Below are 18006 nucleotides of genomic sequence, written 5' to 3'. Positions count from 1 at the left end.
GTGACCGCTCACTCGTGGTGAGTCGATGAAGGTCGGGTGTTGCGATGACCGTTAGAACCCAAGTTACTGCCGGGCAGGGGGCGTTCGTCGTCTCAGCAACTCACACCCGGCGAGCGGCACCCGAAGGCCATACGACGTCGACAGCGAGACCGGCATCGCGTGCTTCGAGCACGGTGTCGGCCGTTCCGCCACCTTTGCCCGAGGGGGGAGTGCCATCCCACACCGCGACGAGCCGGTCAGCTCGGCGTAGCAGTTCCGAGTTCGCAGCTTCGTACGCCGCCCGGTTCGCGGAGTCGTACGGCATGACGACGACCTCGACGGCGGCCTCGACGAGATGGTCGAACACAGCAGCGTGATCGGGGCGCACCTTGGCCTCGCGATAGTCCTTCGAGGGCAGCACGACGACGAGCTGCGCGCCAACTTCCGTGACAGCCTCGGCGAACAGACTGTCGGCGCCTGCCGCGATGCACGACACACCGATCAACCCGTCGACCGTGTAAGGCTGCAACACCTCACGCAACGCCGCACGAACGAGCGGCACGCTCTCAGCCGTGATGTCCATGTGTCCGGTTACCGCGATGGTCGTCGTCACGCCCATACTCCGATCAACTCGACAGCAGATCGCGGATACTATCGTGAGCCTCACGCATGGTTGCCGACTCGCTACGCCCGACTGTGTACGGGTAGAGGGTGCTCAACTGCGCACGCACGCGCGCGGACCGGGTGAGCGACGACGCCTCGACCGCCCGATGCGCAAGCTCGGAGGGGGCGCATTCGTGCGATTGGATGTCAGTCGAGGGGTACGGACTGGTGCGCGGCCGCGATGGCGTCGATGCGTGCGGCCAGGTCGAAGTCGGCCGCCGTCAGTTGGTATCCGGCGTCGTGCGTGGTGACCGAGACCTTGGTGTGGTCCATGCGGAGGTCGATGTCCGCGTGGTGCCCGATGCGCCGCTCGCGGTCGGCGATGTGCACGATCATCGCGACGGCTGCGTGGTAGCGGATCTCGATGGTCCGCGTGATCTCGGTCCCCGCGCGGGACCACAGCGGCAGCTCGGCCAGCCGCGCCTCAATCTCCTCGTCGGTCAGCGGCGTTGGTACCTGAGCCACGTCATCCCCTCTCGGTCACCGGTGCCAGCACCTCCGCCAGGTCCCGGCCGACGGGAGCATCGTGCCACGGGCGCATCGCCTGCTCCAGAGTGATCGGCTCCCTGCGCATGCGTGCGGACCGAGTCTCGACGGCGACGGTCACCACATCCCGGGCGATCTCGAGGGCGTGGTCCGGCTCCTGTGCGGTGGCTGCCGCTGTGGCCTGTCGAGCCATGTAGACGCCGCGGTCGCGCCGGGCGGTCTCGGGGACGATCGCGAGAACCTGCTCCCACAGTGCACCAGCCTCCGCTCCGAGGCCGAGCCGTCCGTAACAGGTCGCGCGCTGGATCTTCAGGTAGCCGGGGGTGCGCCTGCAGGCGTTGCCCCAGGGCAAGTCGTCGTCCACGGAGGAGAGGAGCCCGGTCGCCTGATCGAGGAGACCATCGACGGCCGTACGGTCGTCGGTGAGGCTGGCTCCGTGTGCCCATTGCTGAAGGGACATCACTCGTACCTTCGGAGCAAGGCGGGTGGCGTTCTCCATCGCAGCCTCGCAGAGATCGACAACCGCGTAGCCGTCCCCGAGGTCGGTCCGGACCTGGGCCTGGTTGACGAGGGAGTAGCCGATCAGGTGCGGGTCGCGGGACCGCATGGCTATCTCCTGGGTGACACCACGCCAGAAGCTCGCGCCGTCCATGTCGCCGGCGTCCTGGTACAGCCAGCCGACGAGTGCGGAGTACGCGGCCCCGACGCGGAGCAGCCCCCGCCGAGTCTCGCCTTTCGCGCTGCGGACCAGCTTGTCGATCAGTTGATACTGCGCGGCCACCGTACCGATCAAGTCATGCGGGCCGAGGAACATGTCCGCGCGGTAGTGCCCCTCCAACTGCTGCTGGAAGTAGTCGATCAGGGCAGGGTCGACGTGTTGCGGCGCGACGGGGCCGGCTACGAGTGCGGCGGCTGTGACGGATATGAGAGCGCGGCGGCGCACGTCCGCCTCCTCATGGTGCTCCGGCCGGATCCAGCCCGGCGGAACGGTGAAGCCCAGGTCTTCGGGCCAGCGGTCGAGCGCGTCGTGCAGCACGATCGCCGTTTCCTCCGACGGCCATCCGGGACGGTCGCTCTCCCAGCGTCGCCAGGTCCGCGCGGACACGGTGAACTGGACGTCGTCCAGGAGCTGCTGCCCGTGCGCCTGGAGCGCGTTGGCTGCGGCGTCGATCGTCCGCCAGCCGCGACGTAACCGGGCCGCCCTGAGCGCATCGTTGCGGCCCGCAGTTCCAGTCTCTCGTGTCATCGCTCGCACTCCCGGCCGCGGCCGCTACGTGGCCGCGCGTGGCCACGCCGTGACCTATCTCCCATTCGGCGTGAAATCCATCATCGGTAAAGAACCGCTGAGGCGTACACCATTTGGCCTGGTTACCCCTCAAAAGACATCAGCCGAAGGTGAGCCATGGTCGGGAAAGAGATGTCGCGATGAGCGAAGACGGACCAGCGCCCGCTGGTTGGGTAGGAGTGGACGAGGAAGGCCGCGCCGGCGAAGTCATCGACGAGCTTTCCGGTTTCGTTATCCTCCGCCCCGTACGAGGCGGCCCGGAATGGCGGGTACCTGCGGGTACCGTTCGCCCGGCCCTCGAAGACGAACAGATCGCTGCGGCGCGAGCGGCGTGCCGCTTCTGTAAGCAGCCCACGGACGACCCGGTGGAGGTCGGCCGGACCCATTCGCTATCGGGACCAGGGTGGGACATCGAAGTATGCCCGGAATGCGTGCGGTTTCGCCGCCTGCTTCCGTTTGACGAGCACCCGCCCGAAGGCATGGGCGCCGTCCGGCTCACCGACGGCACGATCCTCGAAGCCCCTGAGCAGGCGGCCGCAATCATGTTCGCCTGGCAGTACCGAGAGCGCATGTCCGCCCCCGGCTACCTGCAACTCGTCACCGTGAATACCGCGCTCGCCCCCGAAGAAGCCCTTCGTCGGCACCTTGGCGACTGCGGGTTCTGCCGTGACGACGGGTCCAGTTGTCCCACGGGCACAGCCCTCTACCGCGTAGCGCAGGAGGCTCACGCATGACCGAGACCGCCACCATCAAGGCGTCCGCGCTCGACGGCCTTCCGCCGCTTGTGGTCAAGCGCTGGCCGAGCAGCGCGCAATCCGTCGGAAGGGCGCGCCACTTGCTGCTGCGGCACTTGCAGGCGTGGGGCCTTACCGACTTGGCCGACTCGGCACCGCTTGTTCTCTCGGAACTGGTGACCAACGCGGTTCAGCACGGGCGCGTGCCGGGACGTCTGATCGAGACGCGATTCGAGCGTCTCGTCGGCGGGGTACGGATTGAAGTGCATGACGCCGGCGACACCAAGCCGCAACTGCGAGCGCCGACGGCGGACTCCGACTCGGGCCGCGGCCTGGCGCTCGTAGACGCCCTCACCCATGGGTGCTGGGGAGTCAGCGGCCGTGCTGGTGTCGGCAAGCTCGTGTGGGCCATATGCGCTGACGACAGCGCCAAGCCCGGCAGCTAGCGAGACGAGACCCCCGCCCGCTGCAGCCGATGGCAGCGGGCGGGGCTACAGCTCGGGCTGGTCCGGCATCGGGGCTGTAAGCGGTCGCCGAGGGCTCGACGTCGGGCTCTGTCGGCCCAGGGCGGGTCGATCTCAGTAGATGTGGACTCTCCAGCGCTCGACCCAGCGCAGCCAGGCACCGCCACTGCCGCGCACCTGGATCCGATCGCCCGCCACCTGCCAGACGGTGCCGTAGAGCGTGGCGTCCGAGAGGTCCACCCTGACGATGTCGTACACCTCCACGTCGTCCTCGACCGGGCGGGACCATGTGTGCCCGCAGTCGGCGCAGACGTAGCCGACGACACCCCACCCCGCGCCCGCCATGGGCCGGCCGGCGCGGAACGCCTCGACGCGGCACCGGGGGCACGGATCGGCGGTGTGTGCGCCCACTGACCGAGACACGGGATCGCTGGTCATGTCGTTCGTCCTCCGGTTCTTTCCCGGTGGGGTGTTCAGGTTGAGGAGAAACCTTTCACCGCTACCAGGGCCGCCTGTTCCACGATCTTGATGCCTGCTTCTTCCGTGGTACAGCCGTTCAGCAGGACCGCCATCAGATAGACCCGGCCGCCGGTCTCGATCCGGCCGATGCTGTTGACGTCCCACTTCTCCGTCGCGGTCCGCTGGAGCCAGCCGTTCTTGAGGGCCGGGCTGGTGCCGGTGTCGGCCGCTGCCGAGATGCCCCATTGCTGGCTCTTGGCTATGTGGCCCATCAGGTCCTGGATGTACCGGCGCGAGGCCGCCGACAGGGGTGGGTCCTCGCCGAACACCGCTTGCAGCAGGCGCACTTGGTCCTGTGCGGTGGTCCTGGTCACGCCCCAGACCGTGCCGCCGCCGCCCTGGGTCTCGGAGAGGCCGAGGCGTTTGTTGGCGGCGTCGAGGCCGACGGCGCTGCCGATGGCGGTCCACAGCGCGCTCGTCGCCTCGTTGTCGCTGTTCTCGATCATATCGGCGGCGTAGGCCCGCTCCTTCGCCGTCAACTCCCGCCCCGCGTCCTGCGTCTGGAGCAGGAGTGCGGCAAGGATGTCCACCTTGACGATGCTGGCCGTGTCGAAGGCGCCGTCGCCGTACGTGGCCCACTTGCCGCTCCCGGTGTCCAGCAGCGCGACGGACAGTTCGTTGCCGGAGAGGGTGGCCGCGAGCGGGGCGAGGGCCGGTCGCAGGTCCATCGGTACGGGGGTGGGGGACGGGGAGGGCCGGAGTGAGCGCAGGGTGCGCTGGGCGGTCGGCGTGCCCTTGTCGTCCTCGTGCGCCTTCGTCGCCGCGTACGTACCGCCGCCGCCGATCAGCAGGACAGCGGCGGTGACCGCCCACGTCACCCGCCGTCTCTTGGCCTTGCGGCGGCGTCGCTGCTCCCTGCGGGAGCGCTGGCGCCGACCAGGCATGTCCTCATGCACGCGTTCGATGGTAATCGATGACGCGTTCGGGTATTTATGGGTTTTTCACCCTCTTTGCTCCCGTCAACGCGTGTCCGATCAGGCTCCGTTCGGGCCCTTCCTCCCGTCCCTCGGGCCGAAAGCCTCCAGCGCCTCCGCGTCACCGGCGCCGGCGTTGAGGACGTACTCCGCCCACTCCGCGATGTCCGGATACCCGGACTCCGCGCCGAGCCGGGCCGCCGCCGCCTCGGTGTCGAAACGGGTGACCCGCAGTTCGACGCCGGGGCCCAGCAGCGCCCAGTGCGCGCCCGCCCGGCCGTACGGCATGCCGACGCTGCCCGAGTTGACGATCTGGCGGCCGTGCGCGAGCCGGACGAACGGCATATGGGTGTGGCCGCACACGACCGTACGTACGCCGTCGTCCAGGCCGGCCAGCACCTCGGCCCAGCGGGCGAGCCGGGAGTCCACCAGGACCACTTCCTCGTCGTCGCGCGGCGTCGCATGGCAGAAGAGGACGTCACCGAGGCCGACCACCGGCAGCCTCCGGGTGCGCGGAAGTCCCGCGAGCAGCGCCACATGGTCCGCGGTGAGCTGCCCGGCCGCCCAGGTCGCCATCGCGTCGCCGGGGACCTCGGCCATCAACCCCGCGCGCAGCTCTACCAGTTCGCGATCGGCGTTGCCGCCGATCAGTACGGCCCGGTCGCCGAGGCCCGTCAGCACCTCCAGCACCTCGTTGGGCTGCGGTCCCGCCGCGATGTCGCCGGTGACCACCACCCGTGCCGCGGCGGCGACTTCGGGCTCGGCCAGCACCGCCTCCAGGGCGGGCAGGACGCCGTGGATGTCGGACACGACGGCGACCCGGCCGGTTCGCGGGGCGGTCAACTCGGCACCTCCGCGACGGCGGTGATCTCCACGAGCTGGCCCGCGTACCCGAGGCAGGCCACCCCGAGCAGCGTCGACGTGTGCGGGCCGAGCGTCAGGCCGCCGGCCTGTACGACCGTCCACACGCGGCCGAGTTCGGCGGGGTCCTGCGACACCACGTACACCTCGGTGGACACCACATCGCCGGGCCCGCAGCCGACGGCCCGCAGCGCCGTCTCCATGTTGGCGAGCACTTGCCGGGTCTGCGCCTCCAGGTCGCCGGGGCCTACGAGGTTCCCCTCGGCGTCGAGCGGTACGGCCCCGGCGAGGAACGCGAGGCGGCGGTCGGTGTCGACCACCGCCGCATGCGCGTAGTCCGGCGGGGGGAACAGGCCGGGCACGGTCGTACGGCGAACCATCGATGTCGCTCCTCGCGCCGGGCCCACACGTACCGGCCCCGGCATTCTCGTCACTCGTCCCCCTCCCCGCCCACTGGTTTTCCCGCGCCGCGCGCGTGTCGGCGCGGGCGGCCCGCTGCAAGGTTTCGGCAAGGCCCGGTCAAGCCTCCGACCGACCTGCGAGGGCATGTCACGTCACGCAAGGCCCGGAAGAAAGGTCCGAAAACAGCGTCGGGGGATCTGATGACTGATGTGAGAGGGCGGCCCTTGAGCGGCGGCCCGGTAGAGCGGAAGACCGGCCCGGTACAGCGGGAGACCGGTCAGTGGCTGACACTGACCGGCTGCCGGAAGGTGCTGGTCGTCGTGCATACGGAGGTGTACGGGCAGCGGCTGCGCGAGCTGCTGCCGCTGCTGGAGTCCGATCTGCGGATCCAGGTGGTCTTCACGATCGCGCCGCACGCGTTCAACGAGGGCGCGGCGCGCTCGCTGCGCGCGATGGGGAGCACCGTGATGCCATGGGAGGAAGCGGTCCGCACCGAGTTCGACCTCGCGCTCGCCGCCGGTTCGCAGGGAGTTGAGCGGCTTCGCGCGCCGCTGATCCGGCTGCCGCACGGGGCGGGGCACATGAAGATGTCGCGGGTGATCGACGGCGGGGTGGCCGACAGCGGGGTAACCGACAGCAACGCGGCCGGGGAGCCGACCGGGGAGCCGCGGACGGTCGGCGGGCTGGGGCGCTCGTACCTCATGTGGGACGGGCGGGTCGTACCGAAGGCGTTCGCGCTGGCCCACCGGTCCGACCTGACGGCTCTGGAGCGCTGGTGCCCGGAGGCGCTGCCGGTGGCCGAGGTGGTCGGTGACGCCGACCACGACCGGATCACCGCCAGCCTTCCGCATCGTGCTGCCTACCGCGAGGCGTTGGGGGTGCGCCCCGAGCAGGGGCTGATCATGGTCTGCTCGACGTGGGGGCTGGGGTCGTCGTTCAACCGGATCGACGCGCTGCTGCCGAGACTCGTGGCCGAGCTGCCGCGCCACAAGTACCGGATCGCGGTGCTGCTGCACCCCAACATCCACGCCGGCCACGGCGACTGGCAGGTGAAGGCGTGGCTGGCCGGTTTCCGGCGGCGCGGCGTCGCGGTCGTACCGCCGGACGCCGACTGGCGTTCGCATCTGATCGCGGCGGACTGGGTGATCGGGGACCACGGTTCCGTCACGCTGTACGCCACGTTGACGCGGGCGGCCATCCTGCTGGCCCGATTCCCGGACGGGGACGTCAATCCGGAGTCACCGGGGGCCGAACTGGCCCAGGTCGCACCGTCGTTGTCACCGGCTCACCCGGTGCCCGAACAACTGGCTTACGCGGCGGCCGAGTACCCGGCGCGGGAGTACGCGCGGATCGCGGCGCGGATCTCGTCCGAGCCCGGCCGCTTCAACGAGCTGATGCGCAAGCTGATGTACCGGATCCTGGGCCTCGGCCGACCGGCCCATCAACCGGCAGTACGGCCGCTGCCGTTGCCGGAACCGCTGGAGTCGGAGGAGGGGCTGACATGGTCGCCGACGGCCATCTGAACATCGACCTCGACGGCGGGGTGGACGAGCGGTGGCTGCAATGCGCCGACGTGCTCCACGCCTCGGTACTCCGCCCGTACGGCGAGGCGTTACGGCTCGCCCGCCGGACGATGCGGCGGCGGCCGGGGTGCCTGCTGACCGTCGTACGGTGCACGGACGGCGGATGTGTGGCGGCGGCCCGCGCCGGTGACCGGGTCGTCGTGAGGTGGCTGCCGGTCGGGGCCGCTTTCTCCACCGAGGGTTATGTGCGCTTCTCGTCGCTGCTGTACGTCTGGCTGGTCAGGGCTCGGACGGCCGGTCCGGCGACCGGCCGGACGGCCGGTCCGGTCCGCGGTCCGGTGGAGGGAGACGGTCCAGGCGCTCCTCCAGGCGCCGTACGTCGGGCGCGCTGACCTGGGCGTAGCGGGCCAGGGACTGCTCGTACCAGTTCCTGGCCCGTGCGCCGTCCTGCCGTTCCTCGGCCGACTCGCCGAGCATCTCCAGCACCCGGCCCTGCCAGTGCCGGGATCCGGTCTCCTCGAACTCACCCAATGCGGCGATCAGTTGACGCTCAATGTCGTCGACGGTCCGCCCGGCGCGCGGGAGTCGGGCGGACGCGCGGCCGAGAAACGCCAGGGCGCGGGCGGCGTCGTACGCGTCGTGTTCGGCGAGCAGGTCCGCGCGGGCGCGTTCGAGCAGCGGGACGGCCTGTTCGGGGCGGTCGACCGTGAGGGCCACGTCGCCGAGGCAAACCCGGGTGAGCGCGGCGCCGCGCCGGTAGCCGATCTCCTCACGCAGTTCGAGCGCCGGGGTGAAGAACGTCGCGGCTTCGGCCAGCCGTCCTGCGAGCCGGTGCGACTGGCCGATGCCGTGCAGCGCCTGCGCCTCGGCGCGCCGGTCGCCATCCCGGATCGCACCCTCCCTCGCCTGGGCGAACCACTCGACGGCTTCGTCGTAGCGCCCGGCGTTGCGCAGTCCGGTGCCGCCTGAGGTGAGCATCCGGCTCTCGGCCTGCCGGTCCCCGACCCTGCGGGCAGCGGCGAGTCCGATCTCGTGCGCTTCGATCCACAGGTCGTAGGGCCGTAATCGGAGAAAGGCGGGCCACATCGCGTCGGCGAGCTGCCAGGCCGTACTGTCCCAGCCGTGCTCGGCCGCCGTGCGTAACGCGGCCATGAGATGGGGCAGTTCGGCATTGAACCAGTTCAGCGCGCCGGGCGCGCCGGTGAACGGCGGCTGCCGCCCGGGGTCCTGTGGGGATTCGTAGTAACGGGGCAAGGTGCGGTGGCTCGGTGCCAGCAGGGCCTCGGCGGCCGTGGCGGTGAACAGATACGCGTCCACGACCCGGCGTACGGTGTCGCGCCGGTCGGCGGATGTCTCCAACTCGCCCGCCAGGTCTGCCGCGTGGGCCCTGGTGAGATCGTGGAACCGGTAGCGGTCGGCCCCGGAGACGGGGTCGGGACCCAGCTCTTCCAACAGATTCACCTCGGCGAGATCGTCGAGCAGCAGAGCCGCTTCGTCCGGACGTACAGAACAGGCAGCGGCGGCGACGGCCGTGCCGAACACGACGACGGGCAGCAGCCCCAACCGCCGGTAGCCCACGGCCAGTCCGGGCGGCAGATGGCGGTACGACTCGTCCAGCGCGCCCCGCACGGCGTACCCGCCCTCGATGCTCAGGGTGTCGAGCCGGCCCGCGCCGCCGTCCCGGTCGAGAGCCCCGGCCATGGCGGCGAGCGGCTGCCGCGGCCGCACCGCCATCCGCGCCGCCGCCACGCACACGGCCAGCGGCAGTCCGGCACACGCGGTGACGACCTGCCGGGCGGCCTCGGGTTCCCTGCCGACCCGGTCGGCGCCGATCCGGCGCCTCAGCAGATCGACGGCGTCGTTCACGGCGAGCGCGCCGAGCTGGACGAACGCCGCGCCGTCGACGCCGAGTCCGGTCAGCCGGGACCTGCTGGTGACGGCGACGAGCGTGCCGGGCCCGCCGGGCAGCAGCGGACGCACCTGCGCGGCGCTCACCGCGTTGTCGAGCATCACGGCGAGCCGCAGCCCCGCCGTGTGCGACCGCCACAGGGCGGCCTGCTCGCTCAGCCCGGCCGGCGAGTCCGGCGCGCCGATCGCCCGGAGGAACTGTCCGAGAATCTCGCCGGGCCCGGCCGGCGGCTGGTCCTGCCCTGAGTGACCGCGCAGATCGGCGTAGAGCTGCCCGTCGGGGAACTCGTCGGCCAGAGCACTCAGCCAGCGGGAGGCGAGGGTGGTCTTGCCGACTCCCGGTGAACCGCTGATGACGACGATCGCGGGCCCGCCGAAGGGCCGGCCCACCAGCTCGTCGAGGGTGGCGAGTTCGCTCGTACGGCCGGTGAAGTCGGCCGGTACGGGCAGCAGTTGGCGCGGGACGGCGGGAGCGGCCGGTGCGGCGACGGAGGCCGGGGCGTGGAAGTGCACTCCGCCCTGGATGTGGTGGGCCTGGACGAGGTGCCCGTCGATCGACGTGTCACCGGAGACGGTGTTGCCGACCGGCCCTGCCACTCCCCCGCCCGCATCGATCCACCCCCGCAACGCCCGAGCCAACTCCGCTGCTGTGGATGCCTGTTCGGCCAGCTCGTCAGCCAACCCACCGACGTCACCCTCCGCCGCCGCCCGAACCCGTAACACCGTCGCCGGATCCACGCCCCCCACGCCCTCCAGCGCGCCGACGAGCGCCCGCCACCCTCCCGGCCTGGCATATGCCTTTGTCATAGCCACACGCAGCTCGACAGCCGTGACCTCGCCCAATGCAACCGCCCTCCCCCGTATGTGCATTGTCCCCGACGTCCGGTCGCGGCCGGTCAGAAGAGGCGCCCGTCCATTGATTGATCGGAACTTACCCATACTTTGTCTATTGCAGACTGAATAATTCAGCTAATGAACGTTCAAGCCAAGATAAGTATTCAACTGACGCCATCTTTTGATCGAAGTTGACGTCGTGGGATCCTTTGGCAGGGGCCCGCGGGCAGCGGACCGGGTATGGGGGCGCTGGTGACCTTCGAGATACTCATCCTGGGGCCGGTGGAATTACGCTCCGGCGGTCGCCGAGACGCACTCGGCACCGCCCGGGAGGGGCTGACCCTGGCCGCGCTGGCCGTTGACGCCGGCCGCCCCGTCCCCCTCGACACCCTGATCCACCGGCTGTGGGACGACAATCCGCCCCGCAAGCCACGGGCGAGCCTGCATGTGTACGCGGCGCGGATCCGCCGAAGACTCGACAGCGCGGACGGCGATGTCCGTCTCGCGCAGCAGGCGGGTTCGTACACGCTCGAAATCGACCCCGATCAGGTCGATCTGCACCGCTTCCAGCGACTGACGGCAGAAGCGCGATCCCTCTCCGACGCGGGGGACGACGTCCAGGCACTCGCATTGCTGGAGGAGGCCGAAGCGGGCTGGCGGGGCGAGCCGCTGTCGGGGCTGCCCGGCCTCTGGGCGGAGAGCGTCCGGACGAATATGGCGGAGAAGCATCTGGCCGCGCAGCTCACCCGTATCGCCGTCGAGTTACGGATGGGCCATTTCGCCGAGCTGATACCGGACTTGACGACGCTGCTCGAACAGCATCCGACCGACGAGGGCCTGGCGGGCCATCTGATGGTCGCCGACTACGGCTGCGGCCGGCAGGCGGACGCGTTACGCGTGTACGACACCGTACGACGCCGGCTGAGCGAGGAGTTGGGCGCAGAGCCGGGCGGCGCACTCTCGCGGCTCCAGCAACTCATCCTGAACCAGGCTCCCGTGGCGGAGCTGCTCGCACGGCCCGAACCGGTCTCGGCGGCGCCGCACACCTTGCCGAGCCACGGTGAACTCGTCGGCAGGGAACGAGAGATGCGGGCGCTCCAGGCACCGGGGCCGGGGCCGGGCGGCGCTGTGATCGCCCTCCAAGCCATCAGCGGCATGCCGGGCATCGGTAAATCCACCCTCGCCGTCCACGCGGCCCGGCGCCTCACCCCTTCCTACCCCTCGGGCCAGGTCCACTTCGACCTGGAGGCACACGCGCCGGGCCGTAACCCGCTCACCCCGCAGGCGGCACTGTCCGCGCTGTTACGGATCTTCGGCGTACCCGCCTCCGAAATCCCCGGCGAGCTGGGCGAGTTGGTGTCTCTTTGGCGGACCTTGCTCGCCACCCGCCGCGCGGTGATCGTCCTCGACGACGCAGCCGACGCGGAACAGGTCCGCCCGCTGCTCCCGGGGGACTCCCCGTCCCTGGTCATCATCACCAGCCGCCGGCGGCTCACCGGCCTGCCCGGGGTGCGGTCGCTGTTCCTGGACGTCATGACGGCGGACGAGGCCAACGCCATGTTCCGGCAGTTGGCGGGCGAGGAGCGCAGCCGCAATCAGGCGGAGGTGTCCGAGATAACCCGGCTGTGCGGAAACCTTCCGCTGGCCGTGGAACTGGCGGCGGGCCGGCTGGTATCACGTCCTTCGTGGACGACGGCGCACCTGATCCGCAGGCTGTCCAGGGAACATGGCCGGCTCGGTGAAATCCGGGACGGCTTCTCGATGGAGATCGCTCGCGCGTTCGAGATGTCGTACCACACGCTTCCCGCAGATCAACGCACCGCGTTCCGGCTGCTGAGCCTGCACCTGGGGCCGGATTTCGACCTCCACGCGGCCGCAGCCCTGCTGGGCCGCGAACCCGATAAATCCGAAAGGATGTTGGAAGAACTCCTCGACGCGCACCTCATTTCTGAGCCGTCCCCCGAGCGGTACGCGTACCACGACCTGCTCCGGGAATTCGCCCGCACCCTCACGACGGCCGAGGACCTGCCGGACGTACGCGACACGGCCGTTGAACGCTTGATCGATTTCTACACGGAGTCCTGCGCGCAGGCGGCCCGCGCCGTGTATCCGCACCACTCACAACTCGACCTTTTCGAACTCTCATCCAGCACTCGATCGCCTGACTGGAGTGACGCACAGGGCGCCAGACAGTGGCTGAACGACGAGCGGGCGGCGCTCGTCGAGGCCGAGCGTCATTCCAGAGATCACGGCAACCCCGCGACGGCCGCGCGACTGGCCCACGTACTGGCGGGCTTCCTGGACGAGGAGGGCTACTGGTCGGAGGCCCGTGCGATGCACACGGCGGCGGCGGCCCACTGGCACGAGGGGGGCAACCGGCAGGCCGAGGCCCTGGCGTTGATCAGCCTCGGGTCTGCCCAGTCGCACGGCGGCCACTATGGAGAGGCCCTCGATTCCGGCCTGCGCGCGCTGGGCCTGTCACAAATGGCGGGGACGGCGTCGGCCGAGACAGAGGCCCTCCATTTTCTGGGCCTACTCAATTGGAATCTCGGCCGCTACACCGAAGCTCTTTCTTTCCAGAACCGAGCGTTAGATCTTCGCTTACGCGAAGGGGATGTTTTTCAGACTTCGCGCACACGAAACAATCTCGGAATCACACATCGGCATTTGGGAAACCATGCAGCCGCTCTTGAACTATTCCTCGAAGCACTTTCCGGATTTCGTGAATGCAACAATGAAACGGAAGCTGCGCGGGCGCTCAATAATCTTGCAGATCTCTACATTCACACTGGAGATATGAAGTCTGCACGACTCGTTCTTAGCGATCTGCTAGAAATACTTTCCACTACCGGAAGTGAATCCGACCGCGCCATGGCGCAGGTTAATCTCGCCGACACCATGAATTCTGTCGACGAACTGGAGGAATGCCTGCAAAAATATCGGCAAGGGCTGCTCATATTCCGCAGACGCGGAGACCGGCGAAACGCCTCGATCACGCTTCACCGCATGGGCGTCGCCTACCAGAGCGCGGCTCAGCACCACAAAGCTGCGGCACATCATCGTCAGGCGCTGGACCTGGCCAGAGAAATCGGCGCCGTCCACGAGGAGGCGCAGGCGTTGCGCGGCTGGGGCGAAGCGCAACGGCACCTCAAGGACTGGACCGCGGCCGGCGACCATCTGGAGAGTGCCCTCGCCCTGGCCATCGACATCGGTGCCGTACGAGAGACCGGTATGGCTCTCGACTGCCTGGCCACCCTCCGTGCCGAAACCGGAGATGTCGAGCATGCTCGGGCGCTTTGGGTACGCGCATCCGCAGCTTTCAGCAGCCTCGGGGATTCCCGTGAGGCCGATCGGATCGACGAACTCCTGGCGAGACTCTGAGGCACGGGATGGGCAGCGCAGGGTCTGCGTAAAGGGCACCTCGAAGCTTGCCACTCGCCTCAGCATCTGACAGGCTCTTCCTCGGGAGATCTTCGTCCCACAGCGCCGAGTTCGAAGCATGGAGAAAGACTCATAGTGCCCAAAAGGAACAGAGCCATCAGCAAAGCAATACCTGTTTCACTTTGCACATTTGCTGTGATGATATCGCTATGCGCGATCTGCAATCCATCGGAGGCTTACTCCACTTCTCCGAAGGCTGCGCACGCGGCTGTCGCCACTCGCGACCATCAGTTCAGCACGTCTGCCCCTCGCTAGTATTCAAGAATTCCACGGGCCGCGAAGCCCGGATCGCTGGCGCGCCCTCGTGCTGTTGCACGAAGGTGCGCTCGTGGCCTGCGGATTGCGGACGTCTCCGGATGCGGCACGAACCGTGAGTAGTCGACAGCAACGGCGCGCGAGCCCAGGACGACCAGCGTCACCGGCGTGAGCGGGCGCGGTGGTGACGACGGCTACCGCCGCCAGGCCCAGCGCGAGGCCCGCGGCTGTGCGTGGGCCGAAGGGTTCGTGGAACATCAGGGCGCCCCAGACCGCGGTGACCGGGGCCATCAGGAACATGAGTGCGTTGACCCTCGTGATGCCGTAGCGCCGTAGCACCAGCCAGTACAGCCCGTAGCCGCCGAAGGTCGCGAGGCCGACCAGCCAGCTTATCGCCAGCCAGAAGTCCGGGTCGGCGGGCGGTGCAGCCGCACCCGTGGCCAGTGCCAGGGCCGTGAAGACGACGGCGCTGGTGGCGCAGTGGAGCGTCATGGCGACCGACGGTGCGGTACGGGTGCGGCTGCGGCCCTCCACGAAGGTCGCGGCGACCAGCGAGAGCATGCCGATGAACGGCACCCCGTACGCCCACGGCCGGACCCCGGCCGACACGGTCGCCGTGGCGTCGGCCGTGGTGACCAGGACGACGCCCGCGACGCCCAGGCAGAGCCCGAGCCACTGCCGCGCCGAGACGTACTGGCGCAGCAGCGGGCCCGCCAGGGCTCCGGCGACCAGGGGTTGGGTGCCGTCGACGAGGGCGGTGGTGCCGCTGGAGACGCCGAGCTGGATCGCGTAGTAGACGGTGAGCAGGTAGCCGCTCTGGGACAGCAGGCCGACCGCCGCCTGCCGGAGCAGGTCGCGCGCCGTGAGACCGCGCCAGGAGGCGCGGGTGACGGTCAGCGCGGCCAGCCCGAGGACCGCGGCGAGCGGCAGGAAGCGCCACATCAGGATCGTCACCGTGCCGGCGCTGCCCGCGCCGAGTTTGGCTCCGATGAAGCCGGAGCTCCAGCAGACGACGAACGCGGCTGCCATCAGGACCTGCACGGGGAATCACCATCCGGGAGGGTGCGAGTAAACCGATCTGTTTAGTCGCGTGCCCGACGACCTGTCGACGTAAACAGAACGGTATAGTCGAACCATGGAACGGATCGTGCTCACACCAGGCGCCCGCCGCGCCCTGGATGCCGCGTCCCGGCTCTTCTACGAGCGCGGGATCCATGCCGTCGGCGTGGATCTCATCGCCGCCGAGGCCGGGGTCACCAAGAAGACGCTCTACGACCGCTTCGGCTCCAAGGAGCAGCTCGTCGTCGAGTACCTCGCCGCGCGCGACGAGCGCTGGCGCGCGTTCCTCGCCGAGCGGCTCGCCGCCACGGACGCCGCAGGCGGCGGAGCCGCGGAGCGGATCGTCGCGGTGTTCGACGCCTCGCGGGACTGGATGGACGAATTCAGTCGGCGGGGATGCAGCATGGTCAACGCCCACGCGGAGATCGATGACCCCGGCCACCCCGCGTACGCGATCATCACCGGCCAGAAGGTCTGGATGCTGGATCTGTTCACCGCGCTCGCCCGCGAGGCACGGACCGCCGATCCCGGGGCGCCGGAGCCCGAGACGCTGGGGCGCACCCTCGCGCTGCTGCACGAAGGCGCGCTCGTGGCCCACGGGCTGCGGACGTTCCCGGATCCGGTGGGCCACGCCAGGGACCAGGCACGGGCGCTGGTCAGCGCACCGGGACGGCCCCCCGCCGGCTGACCGGCTTCGCGCGGGAGCGGCGCCGGTGCCGGTCTACGTCACGGGGCGGGAGCGGAGCTGGTGCCGGTCTACGCCGTGGGGCGGGTGCGGGGGCGGCGCGGGCGTGGCTCAGGCTGCGGGCGCGTGCAGCAAGGGGCTCTTGTGGTGGGTCAGCCACTGGCGGTACGCGACCGTGCGCAGCGCCGCCTCGCGGTACGCCGCCGTCAAGTCCTCGTACGCCTCGGCGCCTTCGCCTCCCGGGCGGGAGAACAGCAGCAGCCGTACCGCCAGCGGGTCGTCGCGCAGGGGTCTGATCGCGATGTCGTCGCGCGGGCCCGAGGTGGGCTGGCAGGGGGCGACCGCCTCGCCGACTGCGATCAAATTTGCCGCCGTTAGATAGTCGCCGTGCATGACACGGGGGTTGAGGCCCGCGGCGCCCAGGACGCGGCGCAGGCCGTCCGATTCGCCGTCCACCGTCGGGTCGATCATCCAGCGGTCGTCGGCGAGGTCGGCCAGTTCCACGACGGAGCTGGCCGCCGCCGGGTGGTCCAGCGACATGGAGACGAACTGCGGCTCGCGCTCGACCAGTACGCGCCGCTCCAGCCCTTCGGGGACGGGCAGCGGGCAGCCCTCCACCTCGTGGACGAACGCCACGTCCAACTGGCCCGCGGCCACCATCTTCAGCAGGGCGCCGGCCGACACGTCCATGTGGAGCGTGATGTCCGTGCCGGGCAGCCGGTCGCGCAGCCGGCGCAGCCAGCCCGCCAGGGCGCGGCTCGCGGTGGAGCCGACCCGCAGGCACGGCCCGTCGGCCCGGCCGGCCGCCGCGTGCGCCTCGGCGACGAGCGTGGCCATCCCCGCGACGAGCGGCCGGGCCCGGCTCAGCACCGAGCGGCCGAGCGGGGTCGGCCGGCAGCCGGTCCGTTCACGGGAGAACAGTTCGGCGCCCAGGGTGTTCTCGATCCGGCGCAACTGCGTGGTCAAGGACGGCTGGCTCATGCCCAGCAGCCGCGCCGCCTTGTGCAGACTCCCCGTGTCGGCGATGGCGCAGACGGCACGCAAGTGCCTTACCTCCAGCTCCATCCTCCGAGCGTAGAGCGTGCTGCTCCGCTTGCACCAGGGGCCCAAACCGCTGCAATAGGCGCGGACTTCGCGGTGATTGGTCCGTGCTATCGGCTGTTGCCATCATCCGCGCGGGGCCGGACTCACCGAGACTCTGCGGTACCGAATTCGTTCTACGGACGAGTAGGAGTCCCCCCACATGAGACACCCCAAGACGGTGATGTCCGCAATCTGCGGAATCGGCCTCGGCCTCGCCACCGCTTTCGGCGCTCCCGCCACCGCAGCCACCGGCAGCGCTGCCCCCACCAGCGCTGCCGGCGCCACTTCCCTCTCCTCGCCGGCCGCGACCTCGGTCGCCGCCTACGAGGGCTCGAAGGAAGAGGCGGCCAACAACAAGGCGTTCTTCGAGGCCGTCCTCAAGTCCGCCGCGCAGAAGCGCGCCGCCAACCCCGGCGCGCAGGCTGTCACCGTCGTCTACGACCCGTCGCAGGCGCCCAGTTTCGCCGGCCAGATATCGAGCGCGGCGTCGATCTGGAACAGCGCGGTCTCCAACGTGCAGCTCCAGGCCGGCAGCAACGCCGACTTCGACTACTACGAGGGCAACGACCCGGCGGGCTCGTACGCGAGCACCGACGGGCACGGCCGGGGCTATGTCTTCCTCGACTACGCCCAGAACCAGCAGTACGACTCGGTCCGTGTCACCACGCACGAGACCGGGCACGTGCTCGGTCTGCCCGACACCTACGACGGTCCGTGCAGTGAGCTGATGTCGGGCGGCGGACCCGGTACGTCCTGCACGAACAGCCAGCCGGACGCGTCGGAGCGCTCCCAGGTCGACGCCCTGTGGGCCAACGGCATCGCCGCCGCGCTCGCCAAGGTGTCCTGACCCGTCCGTACGCCGGAAGGGCGCCCCACCGTACGCTTCGTACGGTGGGGCGCCCTTTCCCTTG

Annotated in this window: 17 protein-coding genes; 7 read left to right on the top strand and 10 right to left on the bottom strand. The window is 69.8% G+C overall.

Annotated elements, in window-relative coordinates:
• Window positions 1-100: 100 nt before the first annotated feature.
• From ACZ63I_RS23775 to ACZ63I_RS23765, 3 genes are all read right to left on the bottom strand, one after another.
• Complete coding sequence (locus ACZ63I_RS23775; RefSeq protein WP_469341127.1) at window positions 101-562, bottom strand: hypothetical protein; 462 nt, start codon at window positions 560-562, stop codon at window positions 101-103.
• A gap of 227 nt (window positions 563-789) precedes the next feature.
• Window positions 790-1107, bottom strand: coding sequence for a 4a-hydroxytetrahydrobiopterin dehydratase (locus ACZ63I_RS23770; protein WP_469340997.1), 318 nt, complete (start codon window positions 1105-1107; stop codon window positions 790-792).
• Window position 1108: 1 nt separating this feature from the next.
• Window positions 1109-2374 carry a Twin-arginine translocation pathway signal gene (locus ACZ63I_RS23765; RefSeq protein ID WP_469340996.1) on the bottom strand — a complete coding sequence of 422 codons (1266 nt, stop codon included), beginning with the start codon at window positions 2372-2374 and terminating at the stop codon, window positions 1109-1111.
• Window positions 2375-2592: 218 nt separating this feature from the next.
• On the opposite strand from ACZ63I_RS23765, the gene ACZ63I_RS23760 reads away from it, so the two are divergent.
• On the top strand, window positions 2593-3147 hold the full coding sequence (locus ACZ63I_RS23760) for a hypothetical protein (RefSeq protein WP_469340995.1): 555 nt from the start codon (window positions 2593-2595) through the stop codon (window positions 3145-3147).
• On the top strand, window positions 3144-3593 hold the full coding sequence (locus tag ACZ63I_RS23755) for an ATP-binding protein (RefSeq protein WP_469340994.1): 450 nt from the start codon (window positions 3144-3146) through the stop codon (window positions 3591-3593). The genes ACZ63I_RS23760 and ACZ63I_RS23755 overlap by 4 nt, the downstream gene beginning before the upstream one ends.
• Before the next feature lie 132 nt (window positions 3594-3725).
• Here ACZ63I_RS23755 and ACZ63I_RS23750 read toward each other — a convergent pair whose 3' ends face one another.
• The 4 genes from ACZ63I_RS23750 to ACZ63I_RS23735 form a co-directional block, all read right to left on the bottom strand.
• Window positions 3726-4049, bottom strand: coding sequence for a hypothetical protein (locus ACZ63I_RS23750; protein ID WP_469340993.1), 324 nt, complete (start codon window positions 4047-4049; stop codon window positions 3726-3728).
• A 35-nt stretch (window positions 4050-4084) separates the two neighbouring features.
• A complete protein-coding gene (locus ACZ63I_RS23745; RefSeq protein ID WP_469340992.1) occupies window positions 4085-5026 on the bottom strand; it encodes a serine hydrolase in 942 nt (313 codons plus the stop codon).
• Between the two features lie 78 nt (window positions 5027-5104).
• The gene (locus tag ACZ63I_RS23740) at window positions 5105-5887 is read right to left on the bottom strand and encodes a metallophosphoesterase family protein (RefSeq protein WP_469340991.1); all 783 of its coding nucleotides are present in this window, start codon (window positions 5885-5887) and stop codon (window positions 5105-5107) included.
• Complete coding sequence (locus ACZ63I_RS23735; protein WP_469340990.1) at window positions 5884-6285, bottom strand: RidA family protein; 402 nt, start codon at window positions 6283-6285, stop codon at window positions 5884-5886. The genes ACZ63I_RS23740 and ACZ63I_RS23735 overlap by 4 nt, the downstream gene beginning before the upstream one ends.
• Before the next feature lie 342 nt (window positions 6286-6627).
• On the opposite strand from ACZ63I_RS23735, the gene ACZ63I_RS23730 reads away from it, so the two are divergent.
• On the top strand, window positions 6628-7830 hold the full coding sequence (locus tag ACZ63I_RS23730) for a hypothetical protein (protein ID WP_469340989.1): 1203 nt from the start codon (window positions 6628-6630) through the stop codon (window positions 7828-7830).
• Window positions 7809-8222 carry a hypothetical protein gene (locus ACZ63I_RS23725; protein ID WP_469340988.1) on the top strand — a complete coding sequence of 138 codons (414 nt, stop codon included), beginning with the start codon at window positions 7809-7811 and terminating at the stop codon, window positions 8220-8222. Before ACZ63I_RS23730 ends, ACZ63I_RS23725 begins: the two co-directional genes overlap by 22 nt.
• Here ACZ63I_RS23725 and ACZ63I_RS23720 read toward each other — a convergent pair.
• A complete protein-coding gene (locus ACZ63I_RS23720; protein ID WP_469340987.1) occupies window positions 8110-10419 on the bottom strand; it encodes an ATP-binding protein in 2310 nt (769 codons plus the stop codon). The genes ACZ63I_RS23725 and ACZ63I_RS23720 overlap by 113 nt on opposite strands.
• Window positions 10420-10824: 405 nt before the next feature.
• Here ACZ63I_RS23720 and ACZ63I_RS23715 point away from each other — a divergent pair, with 405 nt between their 5' ends.
• The gene (locus ACZ63I_RS23715; RefSeq protein ID WP_469340986.1) at window positions 10825-13953 is read left to right on the top strand and encodes an AfsR/SARP family transcriptional regulator; all 3129 of its coding nucleotides are present in this window, start codon (window positions 10825-10827) and stop codon (window positions 13951-13953) included.
• 318 nt (window positions 13954-14271) lie between these two features.
• Here ACZ63I_RS23715 and ACZ63I_RS23710 read toward each other — a convergent pair whose 3' ends face one another.
• Window positions 14272-15297 carry a DMT family transporter gene (locus ACZ63I_RS23710; RefSeq protein WP_469341126.1) on the bottom strand — a complete coding sequence of 342 codons (1026 nt, stop codon included), beginning with the start codon at window positions 15295-15297 and terminating at the stop codon, window positions 14272-14274.
• A gap of 106 nt (window positions 15298-15403) precedes the next feature.
• Here ACZ63I_RS23710 and ACZ63I_RS23705 point away from each other — a divergent pair, with 106 nt between their 5' ends.
• A complete protein-coding gene (locus tag ACZ63I_RS23705) occupies window positions 15404-16015 on the top strand; it encodes a TetR/AcrR family transcriptional regulator (protein ID WP_469340985.1) in 612 nt (203 codons plus the stop codon).
• 108 nt (window positions 16016-16123) lie between these two features.
• On the opposite strand, the gene ACZ63I_RS23700 is transcribed toward ACZ63I_RS23705, so the two are convergent.
• Window positions 16124-17077 carry a LysR family transcriptional regulator gene (locus ACZ63I_RS23700; RefSeq protein WP_469340984.1) on the bottom strand — a complete coding sequence of 318 codons (954 nt, stop codon included), beginning with the start codon at window positions 17075-17077 and terminating at the stop codon, window positions 16124-16126.
• Window positions 17078-17255: 178 nt separating this feature from the next.
• Here ACZ63I_RS23700 and snpA point away from each other — a divergent pair, with 178 nt between their 5' ends.
• Entirely contained in the window at window positions 17256-17942 is a 687-nt protein-coding gene (gene snpA / locus ACZ63I_RS23695) for a snapalysin (protein WP_469340983.1), read from the top strand.
• The last annotated feature ends 64 nt before the right edge of the window (window positions 17943-18006 follow it).

The organism is Streptomyces sp. NPDC087906 (assembly GCF_055584925.1).
Note: the sequence above shows the minus strand (reverse complement) of the source record. Positions and strands in the feature narration are given on the sequence as shown.